At 44.7% G+C, this 14183-nt stretch carries 13 protein-coding genes; 8 read left to right on the forward strand and 5 right to left on the reverse strand.

Annotated features, from left to right (window positions below):
• Nucleotides 1–14 precede the first annotated feature (14 nt).
• Complete coding sequence (gene trpB / locus ACED48_RS14570; RefSeq protein ID WP_017055104.1) at nt 15–1205, forward strand: tryptophan synthase subunit beta; 1191 nt, start codon at nt 15–17, stop codon at nt 1203–1205.
• Nucleotides 1205–2011, forward strand: coding sequence for a tryptophan synthase subunit alpha (gene trpA, locus ACED48_RS14575; protein ID WP_017055103.1), 807 nt, complete (start codon nt 1205–1207; stop codon nt 2009–2011). Before trpB ends, trpA begins: the two co-directional genes overlap by 1 nt.
• Nucleotides 2012–2128: 117 nt before the next feature.
• On the opposite strand, the gene ACED48_RS14580 is transcribed toward trpA, so the two are convergent.
• Nucleotides 2129–2926 (reverse strand): slipin family protein, encoded by a 798-nt coding sequence (locus ACED48_RS14580; protein ID WP_017055102.1) that lies wholly within the window; start codon nt 2924–2926, stop codon nt 2129–2131.
• Nucleotides 2927–2995: 69 nt separating this feature from the next.
• Nucleotides 2996–4402 carry a nodulation protein NfeD gene (locus tag ACED48_RS14585; protein ID WP_017055101.1) on the reverse strand — a complete coding sequence of 469 codons (1407 nt, stop codon included), beginning with the start codon at nt 4400–4402 and terminating at the stop codon, nt 2996–2998.
• Between the two features lie 409 nt (nt 4403–4811).
• On the opposite strand from ACED48_RS14585, the gene ACED48_RS14590 reads away from it, so the two are divergent.
• Nucleotides 4812–6131, forward strand: a complete 1320-nt coding sequence (locus ACED48_RS14590) for a dicarboxylate/amino acid:cation symporter (protein ID WP_371692163.1) — start codon at nt 4812–4814, stop codon at nt 6129–6131.
• Between the two features lie 120 nt (nt 6132–6251).
• Here ACED48_RS14590 and ACED48_RS14595 read toward each other — a convergent pair whose 3' ends face one another.
• Nucleotides 6252–7025 carry an ABC transporter substrate-binding protein gene (locus ACED48_RS14595; protein WP_017055099.1) on the reverse strand — a complete coding sequence of 258 codons (774 nt, stop codon included), beginning with the start codon at nt 7023–7025 and terminating at the stop codon, nt 6252–6254.
• A gap of 10 nt (nt 7026–7035) precedes the next feature.
• Nucleotides 7036–8160: a histidinol-phosphate transaminase gene (gene hisC / locus ACED48_RS14600; protein ID WP_017055098.1), complete on the reverse strand. Its 1125-nt coding sequence runs from the start codon at nt 8158–8160 to the stop codon at nt 7036–7038.
• Nucleotides 8161–8340: 180 nt separating this feature from the next.
• Here hisC and ACED48_RS14605 point away from each other — a divergent pair, with 180 nt between their 5' ends.
• From ACED48_RS14605 to ACED48_RS14625, 5 genes are all read left to right on the forward strand, one after another.
• Complete coding sequence (locus ACED48_RS14605) at nt 8341–9231, forward strand: LysR substrate-binding domain-containing protein (protein WP_017055097.1); 891 nt, start codon at nt 8341–8343, stop codon at nt 9229–9231.
• A gap of 210 nt (nt 9232–9441) precedes the next feature.
• Entirely contained in the window at nt 9442–9990 is a 549-nt protein-coding gene (locus tag ACED48_RS14610; protein WP_017055096.1) for a septation protein A, read from the forward strand.
• A gap of 302 nt (nt 9991–10292) precedes the next feature.
• Nucleotides 10293–10691, forward strand: a complete 399-nt coding sequence (gene yciA, locus ACED48_RS14615; RefSeq protein ID WP_017055095.1) for an acyl-CoA thioester hydrolase YciA — start codon at nt 10293–10295, stop codon at nt 10689–10691.
• A 193-nt stretch (nt 10692–10884) separates the two neighbouring features.
• Complete coding sequence (locus tag ACED48_RS14620) at nt 10885–11181, forward strand: YciI family protein (RefSeq protein ID WP_004741234.1); 297 nt, start codon at nt 10885–10887, stop codon at nt 11179–11181.
• Between the two features lies 1 nt (nt 11182).
• A complete protein-coding gene (locus ACED48_RS14625) occupies nt 11183–11578 on the forward strand; it encodes a GspS/AspS pilotin family protein (RefSeq protein ID WP_017055094.1) in 396 nt (131 codons plus the stop codon).
• Between the two features lie 92 nt (nt 11579–11670).
• Here ACED48_RS14625 and metE read toward each other — a convergent pair whose 3' ends face one another.
• Nucleotides 11671–14034 (reverse strand): 5-methyltetrahydropteroyltriglutamate--homocysteine S-methyltransferase, encoded by a 2364-nt coding sequence (metE, locus tag ACED48_RS14630; protein ID WP_017055093.1) that lies wholly within the window; start codon nt 14032–14034, stop codon nt 11671–11673.
• Between the last annotated feature and the right edge of the window lie 149 nt (nt 14035–14183).

Raw genomic sequence — 14183 nt, forward strand, 5'->3', positions numbered from 1 at the left:
GAAGGAATAACACAATGGCTAAACTCGATGCCTACTTTGGTGAATACGGTGGTCAATACGTACCGCAGATCCTAGTGCCAGCACTAGACCAACTTGAACAAGCATTTATCGATGCACAAGCCGATCCTGAGTTCCGCAGCGAATTCATGACGCTTCTTCAAGAGTACGCTGGTCGTCCAACGGCGCTAACGCTAGCACGCAACTTAACAAAAGGTACAAAGACCAAACTGTACCTAAAGCGTGAAGATCTACTTCACGGCGGCGCTCACAAGACAAACCAAGTACTTGGTCAAGCATTGCTAGCAAAACGTATGGGTAAAAACGAAATCATCGCTGAAACTGGCGCAGGCCAACACGGTGTGGCAACGGCTCTAGCATGTGCTCTATTAGGTCTTAAGTGTCGTGTATACATGGGTGCAAAAGACGTTGAACGTCAAAGCCCGAACGTGTTCCGTATGAAGCTAATGGGCGCAGAAGTTATCCCTGTTCATTCTGGCTCTTCAACGCTAAAAGATGCATGTAACGAAGCGCTACGTGACTGGTCTGCAACTTATGAAGACGCGCACTACCTATTGGGTACTGCGGCTGGCCCTCACCCATTCCCAACGATTGTTCGTGATTTCCAACGCATGATCGGTGAAGAAACGAAGCACCAAATCTTAGCTCGTGAAGGTCGCCTTCCAGATGCGGTTATCGCTTGTGTCGGCGGTGGTTCAAACGCTATCGGTATGTTCGCTGACTTTATTGAAGAAGAGTCTGTACGCCTGATCGGTGTAGAGCCTGCTGGTAAAGGTATTGATACCGACCAACACGGCGCGCCACTTAAGCACGGCAAAACGGGTATCTTCTTCGGTATGAAAGCACCACTGATGCAAGATGATAATGGCCAAGTAGAAGAGTCTTACTCTGTTTCTGCTGGTCTAGATTTCCCATCAGTTGGTCCTCAACACGCACACCTAAATGCTATTGGCCGTGCTGAATACGACAACGTGACCGATGACGAAGCGCTAGAAGCTTTCCAAGCTATCGCGCGTAACGAAGGTATCATCGCAGCGCTAGAGTCATCTCATGCTTTGGCTCATGCCATCAAAATGGCTCACGACGATCCAGAGAAAGAACAACTATTGGTCGTTAACTTATCTGGCCGTGGTGACAAAGATATTTTCTCTGTACACGACATTCTTAAAGAGAAAGGAGCATTATAATGGATCGCTATCAATCACTCTTCACTCGCTTAGCTGAAAAGAATCAGGGCGCATTTGTACCATTCGTAACGGTTGGTGATCCTAACCCAGAGCAATCTCTTAAGATCATGGAAACTTTGGTTGAAGCGGGTGCAGATGCACTTGAGCTTGGTATTCCATTCTCTGATCCGCTTGCAGATGGCCCAACAATCCAAGGCGCAAACATCCGTGCATTAGATTCAAAAGTCACGCCAGATGTGTGTTTTGACCTTATTGCGCAAATCCGCGCTAACTACCCAGAGCTGCCAATCGGCCTACTGATGTACGCAAACTTGGTTTACGCACGTGGTATCGATAACTTCTACGAGCGTTGTGCAAAAGCAGGTATCGATTCAGTACTGATTGCTGATGTACCAACCAACGAAAGTGGCGAGTTTGTTGCTGCAGCTAAGAAATTTGACGTTCACCCAATCTTTATTGCTCCACCAACAGCAAGTGATGAGACGCTTCAGTCGGTTTCTGAGCTAGGTGGTGGTTACACTTACCTACTTTCTCGTGCTGGCGTAACGGGGGCAGAAACCAAGGCAAACATGCCAGTAAGCGCACTGCTTGATCGTTTGAACAAATTTGACGCTCCACCAGCACTACTTGGTTTCGGTATTTCTGCTCCCGAGCAAGTAAAAGAAGCCATCGAAGCTGGTGCTGCCGGTGCTATCTCTGGCTCAGCGGTTGTGAAAATCATTGAAAACAACGTTGAACAACCAGAAGCAATGCTTAAAGCACTTGCTGAGTTTGTAACGCCAATGAAAGCGGCTACGCAGAAATAATCTACGGTCATTAAATAGACGCTCGTAAGCAATGGGCAGTAAATAGAACCAACGATTCAAATAAAAAAAGGCTCCACAGTTGTGGAGCCTTTTTTTATTGCTTTTCATTTGAGCCAATCACTCATCGGCTTTCATCGCTTTCTTAATCGCAGCCTCATTTATCGTCGCTTTGATCGGGTCGGTTATCTTTTCCACTAAATCGATGGGCATTGGGAAGATAATGGTGGAGGTCCTTTCGTTAGCCACCTCGGTTAGCGTTTGCATATATCGCAATTGAATAGCATTAGGCGCCTTATTCAAGACTTCTGCAGCCTCTCTAAGCTTAGCCGATGCTTCGAGCTCACCAGTCGCATGTATCACCTTAGCTCTACGGGTGCGCTCAGCTTCCGCTTGTTTCGCTAGAGCTCGCACCATACTCTCATCAAGATCAACATGTTTAATCTCAACATTGGCTATCTTAATTCCCCAATTATCCGTGTGTTGATCCAGTATCAATTGTAAGTCTCTGTTGAGTTCTTCTCGCTCAGACAACAGTTCATCCAACTCATGCTGCCCCAATACTGAACGTAACGTCGTTTGTGACAACTGACTGGTCGCTTCGAGGTAGTTCTCCACATTATTGATCGCCATCTTTGGATCCAACACTCTGAAGTAGACTACCGCATTGACCTTAACCGACACATTGTCACGAGTGATCAAGTCTTGTGTCGGTACGTCCAATACGATTGTTCGTAAATCCACTCGCACGATCTGTTGAATAAAGGGGATGATGATAATCAACCCCGGCCCTTTCACACCATAAAAGCGCCCAAGGAAGAACACCACTGCGCGCTCGTACTCACGTAAAACTCTGAACATGCTGGCTATCAACAAGATAACGAGCACGATGACAATACCTATAATGTGTATAAACATAACCGCCCCCTAATGGTAACGATGGTTAAGCAATTAATAATTCGATAAAGTTTGCCATGCATGGCGCGCCTAACTAGGTTTCGATGAACTCTCATCGGGCAGCGCCTCAACACCCAAAGAAAGCCCTGTTAGCTTGGTGACTCTGATACTCTGCCCCGCTTTCAGTTCATCGGCGCATTTGGCTTGCCAGATCTCACCTTCAACCAGCACTCGACCCGCACCCGGAAAACCGCTGACCACCTTACCTGTCTCGCCAACCACCGCTTCCATCCCCGTGGTCACTGGTCTGTTTCTCACTCGGACTAGCATTGATATTGTTACGACAATAAACGCCACAGAGAACAAACTGATTCCAATAATTAGCGGCAAGGCGATTTGGTAACCCGGTACCTCTGTGTCCATCAGCATGATTGAGCCCAATGTAAATGCAGCGACGCCACCCAAACCGAAAATACCAAAACTCGGGCTAAACGCTTCTGCGATCATTAGCGCAATGCCCAACAAGATCAAAGCAAGGCCAGCATAACTTACAGGCAGCATTTGTAAGGAATACATGGCGAGCAACAAACAAATACCACCAAGCACACCCGGTAAACCACCGCCAGGGTTATAGAACTCAAGCAACAAACCGTAGATACCGATAAGCATGAGAATATAAGCCACGTTCGGGTTGGTGATAACCGAGAGCAAACTAAAGCGCCAGTCTTGTTCTCGCTCAACAAAAGCCACCTCGTTGAGCAGAATTTCCTGGCTGACACCGTTGATTGTGATGGTGCGCCCATTGCTCATCTCGACCAGTTGCTGAATATCGCTGGCAATGAAATCAATCACGTTAAGTTCGAGTGCATTCTCTGAATCCAAACTCGCTGCTTCTCGCACCGCCTTTTCTGCCCACTCTTCATTACGATTGTGCAATTTAGCTAGGCTAACAATGTAAGCCGAAGCATCATTGATCACCTTTTTCTCCATCGCAGTGGTGGCTTTTACTTGCTCGGAACTCTCTTCTTTGGGTGAACCTTGCTCATTGGCTGTGGCGTTGTCGTCTTTATTCGCGTCTTCTTGTGGGGATAACGGATTAGAAGGGCTTTTACCTCCACCAAGAGACACTGGAGTTGCTGCCCCCAAATTAGTTCCTGGGGCCATAGAAGCGATGTGACTGGCGAGAAGAATATAGGTCCCTGCACTTGCTGCGCGTGAACCTGCTGGTCCAACCCAAGTTGCTATCGGAATCGGTGACGTGGTGATGGATCGAATAATGTCGCGCATCGACGTGTCTAACCCGCCGGGCGTGTTCATTTTCAATATGATGAGCTTAGCTTGCTCATCGTGAGCTTGTTCTATTTCTCTCGTAAGGTAATCACTGGTCGCCGGACCTATACCTCCATTCACCTCTATAACCCAGACATCATCTGCCAGAACATTCGCAGAGCTAAACAACAGAAGAAACGCAAACAAGTACTTTAATATAAAAGTCATAGCCCCTCTCCTTACAATTGAGATGCTAAATAGACGTTTATTTAAAGCGTAGAGGTAACATCTTGGTAATAATTCGTTATCTTAAGCATAGCTCAGGCTGGATTTCCCACAACACACTTATCAATATTTCCCCCATATCCAACGAGCAAAAAAAGTGCACAAATGAAACGTAAATGTTAACAACACATCCCTACCACTAAGCAGAGATAATTATTCACAAAATATCTGGCAATGCTAATTTTATAAATAAAGCAAATACTCAAGCAAAAAACCCAAAAAGCAAACGTTTGCTTGAACACAAAAAAGCGACAAATAACATTAGACCACGTGTTTTTAGAGGGCTTTCACCTCAGCTCATATTGATAAATGTAAAAGATACGTGTAAAACTCTTAACGAAATATTTATCCAATGGCACATCGTACATTGGTGAGTAGTTCTGGGATTTTTATATTTAGTAGCACAGAGGTTATGGAAGTGTTAAAAGAAAAGAATTTACTAAGCAATATCGGCATTCAAGTCGTTATTGCAATGATCGTCGGTACCGTAGTCGGTGCAATGATGGGTGACAGCGCAACTATGTTCGCTCCACTGGGTGCTATCTTCATCAACTTGATCAAGATGCTGGTTATTCCTCTAGTCGCGGTTGCCCTAATTTCAGGTGCTGCAGGTCTAGGTAATAGCTCATCGGCTGGTAAAGTCGGTGTAACAACACTGGGTTACTTCGCACTAACGTCAGCACTTGCTGTAGCACTAGCGCTGGTAATGGGTGAAGTATTCGAACCAGGCCGTGGTATCGATGTTTCTGGCGTAGAAGGCATGTTCTCTTCTGAATACGCTGCGAAAGGCGAGCTTCCAACGTTTTGGGCAACCATCACTGGCATGATCCCGACCAACGTTTTCCAGTCACTGAATGAAGCAAACATTCTGCAAATCCTTGTTTTCTGCTTATTCTTTGGTATTGCGATCTCTAAACAAGCAAAAGAGAAACGTGACCCTATCATCAACGGTGTAAATGCGATTGTTGATGCAATGGTTTGGATGATCAACAAGGTTATGATCATCGCACCACTTGGCGTGTTCGGCCTAATGGCAGAAGCAGTAGGTACATTCGGTTTTGGCGCACTTATGGTTGTGTTCAAGCTGTTTATTGTTTACATCGCTGCGATTCTGATCTTCGGCTTTGTGGCTTATCCACTGATGATTCAAATCTTCACTAAGACTTCTGCGAAGAAGTTCCTAGTGGCAATGAAGAAGCCTCAAGCGGTTGCACTATCAACAGCCTCTTCAATGGCGACACTGCCAGTAACAATGGAAACGGTAGAGAAAGAACTTGGCGTTCGCAACTCTACGGCTTCATTCGTTCTGCCACTTGGTGCGACGATCAACATGTCTGGTAACGCAATTTACTATGGCCTAGTGGCGATCTTCTTCGCACAGCTGTTCAACATCGACCTATCTATGGGTGCTTACGTTGCTATCATCGTAACGTCTACGCTAGGCGCAGTTGGTCAAGCAGGTGTTCCAGGCCCTTCTTTCCTAGTGGTTGCGGTTCTTCTTGCGGCAGGTATCCCTATCGAAGGTCTACCTCTATTGTTCGCTCTAGACCGTATCTTCGACATGATCCGTACTGCTCTGAACATCACTGGTGATGCAGCATGTGCAGTCATCGTTGATTCTCTGATCAAAGACGAAGCGAAAGAAGCTGAGCTACAAAAACAGCAAGCGTAATAAATAAACGCTAAGTTGGTGGTATTGAATTTATACCACGAACATCAACGAAAAAATCCGAGAGCCTCACAGCTCTCGGATTTTTGTTTTTGGTGTTCTAGTTTTTAGGCGTTAGACGAATTACAAATCAGCGCCATAAATATCAAACGTGAAGTACTTAGCGGCGATCTTGTCGTAAGTACCGTTTGCTCTAATCTCTTCAATCGCGGCGTTGAATTGTTTCGCCAGTTTTGAGTCCTGCTTTCTTAATGCTAAAGCCGTACCCTCGCCAATGTAGGCTTTGTCGGTTACCGCTTTACCTTTGAATTCGAAACCCTCTCCTTCTTTCTTATCTAAGAAAGCAAGCGACAGTTGATCTGAGTTACCGAAGGTGAGATCTAAACGGCCATTTTGCAGATCAAGGTACACTTCGTCCTGACCTGTGTACCGCTTGATATTTACGATGTCACCAAACTTATCGGTTACGTAGCGATCATGAATCGTACCTTGCTGAACACCGATGGTTTTGCCTGCTAAGCCTGTCTCATCAATGCTGAACTCCGCGCTTTTGGCAGCAACAAATACGGCTGGTGTTTGGTAGTACTTATCGGTGAACAAAATCTTGCGCTTACGCTCTTCGGTAATACGCATCGACGCCATAATCACATCTGACTTTCTTGCCAACAAACTTGGAATTAACGAATCCCAGCTTTGTGAAACCCAAGTACAATCGAGTTTGGCTTGCTCACACAAGGCATCAGCTATCTCAATATCAAACCCGACAGGCACACCGTCACTGTTTTTGTAGTTGAATGGCGGATACGTAAAGTCTGACGCTAAACGGATTTCTTTCGCCTGTACTGTTGTACCAAGTAAAGCGGCCGCACAAGCGAGTCCGAGAATTATCTTTTTCATCATTGCCATCCTAGATATGATTTTTATCGAGTTGAGGTTGAGTTTCTTTATGTTGAGATTGTTGATTTTGTCCTAATTCGGTTTGGTAGCGTGTTAGTGACGTTATCACTTCTAACATGCTCTCTTGGCTACCAATGCTGATTCGAACGCAGTTACGTAAAGCCGGTTCGTGGTTTTGGTTCCTTGTTACAATGCCATCCTTCATCAATACGCTAAACAGTTCATGCCCCGATTTTTGACGTAACAAAATGAAGTTGGTCGATGACGGATAAACGTGTTCAATAAAGTCGAACTGCATTAACTCCGCAGCAAACTGATTACGAATCTCTACCAGTTTAGCGGTCGCCTGTTTCATCACGGCAACACGCTCATTAGATAACGCCTCTAAAACTATCTGAGACGAACAATCTGGCATTGGGTAAGGGGGAATCAGCTTAGATACGTATTGCATCACGTTAGGGCTCGCCAAAATAAAGCCACAACGTACGGCTGCGAGTCCAAACGCTTTAGATAAAGTACGGATAACGACGAGATGCGGATAACGCTCAATAAGGCTCACGGCCGATGTCTGAGGTTCAAATTCAATATACGCTTCATCGACCACGACTAGCGATTTTCCGACGGTCCTCTCGAGTACTTGAGTCAAATCTGATTTAGGAATCACATTGCCGGTTGGATTATTGGGAGAGCAAAGAAAAACGATATTGGCCAACTCGGCTTTTTTCACAATGTCAGCAACGTTTAAGCTAAAATCTTCCTGTAAAGGAGAGTCGAGCGTTTCAATCGCCAGTGCATCAGCGCAAAACTCATACATGGCATACGTTGGTGAACAGATAAGAATCTTGTCTTGATCTGGCTTACAAAATGCCCTGATCAGAAGATCAATTGCTTCATCCGCACCACGGACCGCGATTGTTGGAGCTTCTGTTGCGCAATATCTTTGATACGCCTTGGCAATATCTTGTGGTAAGAAATCTGGGTAGCGATTATAGCTTGGCTCAGCTTCGAACAAAGTGCTCTCTAGTTCATTGGCATTTAACCAGACACGTCCATCACCACCAATTCTTCTTGCCGATTGATAAGGTATTAATTTTTTTACGGCCTGAGGTACTAAACTATCAATAAAAGATGTCAAAAACTGTCCCTTCCATGTAATAACGATGCCTTCATCACTGCCTTCATATTCAAAAAATGCGAACTATACACATATTGAATCACAATTGATGATTAAGTATTTACATTCAAACAGAACACTATTGATAAATGAATCGAAATAATCACATAATAGCCATGATAAAAAATCATAGGTAAAGAGATGAATCGAACCCTTCCCTCAACCAAAACCTTGCTCGCGTTCTTATCCACCGCAAGGCACCTCAATTTTACTCGAGCGGCACATGAACTCAATGTCACGCAAGGAGCAGTGAGCCGTCAGGTACTGTCGTTTGAAGAAAGTCTTGGCTGTGATCTCTTCTATCGGCATGCTCGCGGGTTGTCGTTAACGCCCAAAGGGGAGGAATTGGTCCCTCTCATTCAAGGGACAATTCAACAACTGCAATCAGCTCTCAATCAAATTGCCACTTCACCCTCTAAGATCAAACTCAACGCGCCAAGTTGTATTACTTCTTGGTTGTTACCTAAGTTAATGTCGTTTCAACAGGCTTACCCCGAGATAGATGTTGAGCTTACATCGACCATCAAGCACGTTTTCGAGCCAAGCTTTGACCCATTTGATGCGGTGATTACCTATGGCAAGAAACCCAACCAACAATCGATTGTTAGCCAACTACTGTTCAACGAGCAACTCGCCCCCATCTGCCAAGCACAGAGTATTGTGCCGAGTCATCGGATAAACAGCACTTCGACTGTTATCAAGCCACACAAACTTGCTCAGTACACTTGGTTACACGCCAACAATGAGCAGAGTGATTGGCGACTTTGGTTGGAGCATATCGGGAGCCTCGACCTTTCAAGCAAGAACAACCAACAATTTGCCACGCTCGATCAAGCCATGAATGCGGCCATTCAAGGGTTTGGGATTGCCATAGGCGATATCACACTCGCTCAGCAAGATATCGATTTGGGCCGATTGGTGAAAGTGAGTGAAGACAGTGTCTTTTCCGGAAATGGTTACTTTTTAATTCAACCAAAGAATCGTCAGAATGCGTCCCTGTCGACTTTAGTAGATTGGCTCGTTGATAAATGAGCAAGAGATAGAGAACACCTAAGATAGTCTGAAAAGTAAAGGCTATTTAGAAGACACCAAGAAGTTCATTCATCGCTATCAAACAGCGCCGATGAATTGATTGGCCGATAAAAATAATTAGTTTTGCAGCCAATTGCCTTGGGCTATTTAGCATCGGAGTAATTTTAGTTAGACTGTTTGCAACTCAACTAACTGGATATTCAGTGCCACATGAAACAAATTCTTGATTTCATACCCCTCATCATTTTCTTTGCACTTTATAAGATGTACGACATCTATACAGCGACTGGTGCTTTGATCGTTGCATCTGCTGTTCAAATTGTTTTGACGTACTTGATCTACAAGAAAGTAGAGAAAATGCAGCTCATCACTTTTCTAATGGTTGCCGTATTTGGTGGCATGACTATCTTCTTGCACGACGACAACTTCATTAAATGGAAAGTAACCATCGTTTATGCGCTGTTCGCTATCGGTCTGACAGTCAGCCACCTTATGGGTAAATCTGCTATTAAAGGTATGTTAGGTAAAGAGATCACACTGCCTGAGCCTGTATGGGGCAAGATCAACTGGGCTTGGACTCTGTTCTTCACTTTGTGTGCGATCCTCAATGTTTACGTTGCCTTCAACCTGCCGTTGGATATTTGGGTTAACTTCAAGGTGTTTGGTCTGCTCATCGCGACCTTGTTGTTCACATTACTGACAGGTGTATATATTTATAAGCATTTACCAAAAGATCAGCATTTGCCAAAAGACCAGTAGAAAGAGCTAACGGATAAAAATACCGACGAGAAGTAACTCTAAGGGATGAGTCCTCATTCCCTTTTTGATACAATTCTTATCAATATTCTATTAACAGTGGCCAATGATACTCGTGATCATTGGCCACTGGCTTTTTTGTGTTGCGGAAACTGGTCAAAATAAAGCCTATTATTTAATGAAAACCTCACTAAATTAGCAATCATCTGGTTTCTTGTTGTTCATTGCACTCATTTGCCAATGTGCTTAACCAGTCAACACATCAATTTTTATTTAAGATAATCAATACCACCAAGAGTACGACAATGACTATTCAATCAACTTTGAACCCGATTGGTTCTTTACTTCTTCGCACATTAGCGATGCCTTCTGATACAAATGCAGCAGGCCAGATTTTCGGTGGTTGGATAATGTCTCAACTGGATCTGGCTGGCGGCATACTGGCGAAAGAGATCTCAAACGGAAAAATAGTCACCGTGTCAGTATCAAGCATCGAATTCAAACAGCCAGTTTCGGTTGGCGATGTCGTGTGTGTTTATGGTGACTGCACTAAGATTGGTCGTAGCTCTATGAATATAGACCTAGAAGTATGGGTTAAGCCTGTCCTTGATCACGGCATCGGTGACCGTTACAAAGTATGTGGCGCGACCTTCAACTACGTGGCTGTTGATGAAAGTGGCAAGCCTCGCGCTATCAACAAATAATACCTTTTATTAAGAGAGTTATGTCGATGGTCTTTAGTTTGTATAAATGAAATTGCTAAAGACCATCAACTCTCTCGCACCAATTCACAATTTCTTATCATTAGCCCTTCCAATACCAATTAGTTCGCGTAAATTAGCAAGATAGCGAATATAAACACCCCAATTTAGTGAAGTAAAATAAGGATATCTCAATATGTGGTACGTGATTTTTTCTCAAGACGTCGAAAATTCATTAGAAAAACGCCTAAGTGTTCGCCCACAACATCTAGAACGCCTACAAACACTTCACGATGAAGGCCGACTGTTAACAGCAGGTCCAATGCCAGCGATTGACTCAGATAACCCTGGCGAAGCGGGCTTCACAGGTTCAACTGTAATTGCCGAATTTAACTCTTTGGAAGATGCTCAAGCATGGGCAGACGCTGACCCGTACATTGATGCTGGCGTTTACCAAAATGTGATTGTAAAACCATTCAAGAAAGTATTTTAACGTGAAAAAATGGATTATTGGCTCACTGGCTTTAGCTCTACTTGCAGGCTGTGCTTCAAGTGAGCAAGACGAACAAAGACAGCTAGAGATGATGGCGCAGCACCGAGCTGGCGTTTTATCTGCTGGTCTGCCGATTGAGTATGGCCCACTGTCGGTCATGCGTGTGCTAGCAAAAAACACCGTGATTGAGATCATGATGATTTACAACCAAGATGCTAAAGGTGCAAAACCTTTAAACCAAGTTGTAGATATGAGTGTGAACAGCTACTGCACCAACTCTGAAGTGAGAGCAAACCTCGATATGGGCTTGGCTTACAACATCAAGATTCGTAACACACGCGGACAATTGATGGTTGAGAAGCTGATCAGCAAAAATACCTGTCAGAGCAGCAGTTAGATTCGAGATTTAAACAAGCATAAAACCAGAAGGCCTCGTATTTGCGAGGCCTTTATTTTTTAAGAGTAAACAAATCTTAGCGTTAGTTAAGCTTAAACTTCTTCTGACTCCCACTCTTTGCGCAGTGCTTTTGTCGCCGAGACTAAGTTAGTCAGTGCGGCTTCTGTCTCTGCCCAGTTACGAGTCTTTAATCCGCAATCAGGGTTTGCCCACAAACGTTCAGCTGGAATTTTCTCTGCTGCTTTCTTTAGCAAATCAACAATCCACTCTTGTGAAGGGATGTTTGGTGAGTGAATGTCATAAACACCGGGGCCAATCGCATTCGGGTAGTTGAACTCTTCAAACGCTTTGAGTAGCTCCATATTCGAGCGAGAGGTTTCAATGGTAATCACATCGGCGTCCAACGCGGCCACTGAATCAATGATCTCATTGAATTCGCTGTAACACATGTGAGTATGAATCTGAGTTTCTGGTTTAGCACTCGCCGCTGAGATCTTAAAGGCATCGACCGCCCACTCTAAATATTCTGCATGGTCACGTTTTTTCAGAGGTAGACCTTCGCGAATCGCTGGTTCATCGATTTGGATAATGTTGATACCCGCGTCTTGCAAATCAGACACTTCATCTCGCAGAGCAAACGCTAGTTGGCTAGTGATCTCTTTACGTGAAATGTCTTCACGCGGGAATGTCCAACATAAGATAGTGACAGGGCCTGTCAGCATCCCTTTCATCTGCTTCGAGGTCAGAGATTGGGCATAGGTCGACCATTCCACCGTCATCGGTTTCTCACGTTCTATATCCGCGACTACAATCGCTGGTTTCACGCAGCGAGAACCGTAGCTTTGCACCCAACCAAATTTGGTGGTTTGGAAGCCTGCTAGATTCTCAGCAAAGTACTCCACCATATCATTACGTTCAGCTTCGCCATGAACCAGTACATCTAAATCTAAGGCTTCTTGACGCTTAACGGCATCCGCAATATGGCCTTTCAGTGCAGTGTTATATTCCGCTTCACTCAGTTTTCCGGTGCGGTAAGCACTACGCTGTACACGGATCTCTCCGGTTTGTGGGAACGAACCAATGGTTGTAGTTGGCAATAACGGTAAACCCAGCACCTCAGATTGGTGTGAAGCGCGTTCTGCATAAGGAGCACTACGCTCCGCTAGCGCTTTGGTAATAGTGTTAATACGAGCTTGAACTTGCGGCTTGTTCACATGAGTCGCGCTCTTGCGCGCAACAATCGGTTGGCTATACGTCTCACACGCTAAAATGGCATTTTGATCGCCGTCAAGCGCAGCACCCAATAAGCTAACTTCCGTGACTTTCTGTTTCGCGAAAGCAAACCAACTCTTCACTTCTTCGCTGAGTGTATCCTCTAACTCAAGGTCAACCGGGCTGTGCAGCAATGAACATGAACTTGCGACCCAAAGCTTATCGCCTAATTTCTCTTTCACAGGTTGTAGTTTTTCTAGCTGAGCGGCTAAGTCTGCTCGCCAAACATTGCGTCCATTGATTGCACCTGCAGAAAGCACCCAATCTTCAGGTAGCTTAGTCACCACTTCATCGAGTTGTTGCGGTGCGGCAGCCAAATCGATATGTAAACCGTTGACGGGCAGTTCCACGATTTTATCTAACGTGTCAGTCACCGAATCAAAGTAGGTGGTAAGTAATAACTTCACATCGCCTTGAATCACTTGATACGCCAACTTGAATGACTCTACCCATGGCTTTTCAAGTTCCAAAGAAAGGATTGGTTCATCGATTTGAACCCACTCAACACCCAACTTAGCGAGTTTTGCCAGAATAGTTTGATAAGCAGTAAGCAGACGCGGGAGCAAGGTTAAGCGGTCAAAACCCTCTTCAACTTCTTTGCCGAGATATAAGTAAGACAGCGGGCCGAGAAGAACTGGCTTCACCTTATGCCCCGCTTTAATCGCTTCACTCACTTCATCAAACAGTTGTGGCCAGCTCACTTCAAACGAATCGTCCTTACTGAATTCAGGCACAATGTAATGGTAATTAGTGTTGAACCATTTGGTCATGTCAGACGCCGCAGCACCATCTTTAGCGCTTTCTGAGCCATGTTTCCCGCCACAACAAGTTGGCTGCTTTTGAGATTGTATTTGAGTTTGAGATTGCCCGCGACCAACGCGGAACAAGGTATCTAAGTCTGGGAAGGCTTTTTCGTCTTCGCTACCACCAGCGTGTCGCTTAGGTACATGACCTAGAAGTAACGTCGTTGTTAGAACATGGTCGTACCATGCGAAGTCACCCGCAGTTGCAAAGCTAAGATTCGCGTCAGCTTGTACATTCCAGTTACGATTTCTTAGTTCGCTACCGAGTTGCTTTAAATCTGATTGGTTAATCTCACCGCGCCAGTATTTTTCTAAAGTGAATTTGAGTTCGCGTTTTTCGCCGATACGTGGGTAGCCTAAAATATGCGTTGTCGTAGTCATGAACCTGTTCCTTATTCAATAATTTTTAGTGTTCGATCAAACTGCCTAGCTTATGGTTTAAGTTCTTCAAAAGGCGTCTGGATGGCTAAACTATCTCCCTAATCTGAACGATGAACAACGTCCAAATATTCATATTGTTTATTAAAAAT

This window comes from Vibrio sp. 5S239, from assembly GCF_041439575.1.
Taxonomy (GTDB): domain Bacteria; phylum Pseudomonadota; class Gammaproteobacteria; order Enterobacterales; family Vibrionaceae; genus Vibrio; species Vibrio kanaloae.

Bases quoted from the DNA above. Each gene is read 5' to 3' on its own strand.
- trpB (WP_017055104.1), top strand. From the start codon at position 15: ATGGCTAAACTCGATGCCTACTTTGGTGAATACGGTGGTCAATACGTA.
- trpA (WP_017055103.1), top strand. From the start codon at position 1,205: ATGGATCGCTATCAATCACTCTTCACTCGCTTAGCTGAAAAGAATCAG.
- ACED48_RS14580 (WP_017055102.1), bottom strand. From the start codon at position 2,926: ATGTTTATACACATTATAGGTATTGTCATCGTGCTCGTTATCTTGTTG.
- ACED48_RS14585 (WP_017055101.1), bottom strand. From the start codon at position 4,402: ATGACTTTTATATTAAAGTACTTGTTTGCGTTTCTTCTGTTGTTTAGC.
- ACED48_RS14590 (WP_371692163.1), top strand. From the start codon at position 4,812: ATGGCACATCGTACATTGGTGAGTAGTTCTGGGATTTTTATATTTAGT.
- ACED48_RS14595 (WP_017055099.1), bottom strand. From the start codon at position 7,025: ATGAAAAAGATAATTCTCGGACTCGCTTGTGCGGCCGCTTTACTTGGT.
- ACED48_RS14605 (WP_017055097.1), top strand. From the start codon at position 8,341: ATGAATCGAACCCTTCCCTCAACCAAAACCTTGCTCGCGTTCTTATCC.
- ACED48_RS14610 (WP_017055096.1), top strand. From the start codon at position 9,442: ATGAAACAAATTCTTGATTTCATACCCCTCATCATTTTCTTTGCACTT.
- yciA (WP_017055095.1), top strand. From the start codon at position 10,293: ATGACTATTCAATCAACTTTGAACCCGATTGGTTCTTTACTTCTTCGC.
- ACED48_RS14620 (WP_004741234.1), top strand. From the start codon at position 10,885: ATGTGGTACGTGATTTTTTCTCAAGACGTCGAAAATTCATTAGAAAAA.
- metE (WP_017055093.1), bottom strand. From the start codon at position 14,034: ATGACTACGACAACGCATATTTTAGGCTACCCACGTATCGGCGAAAAA.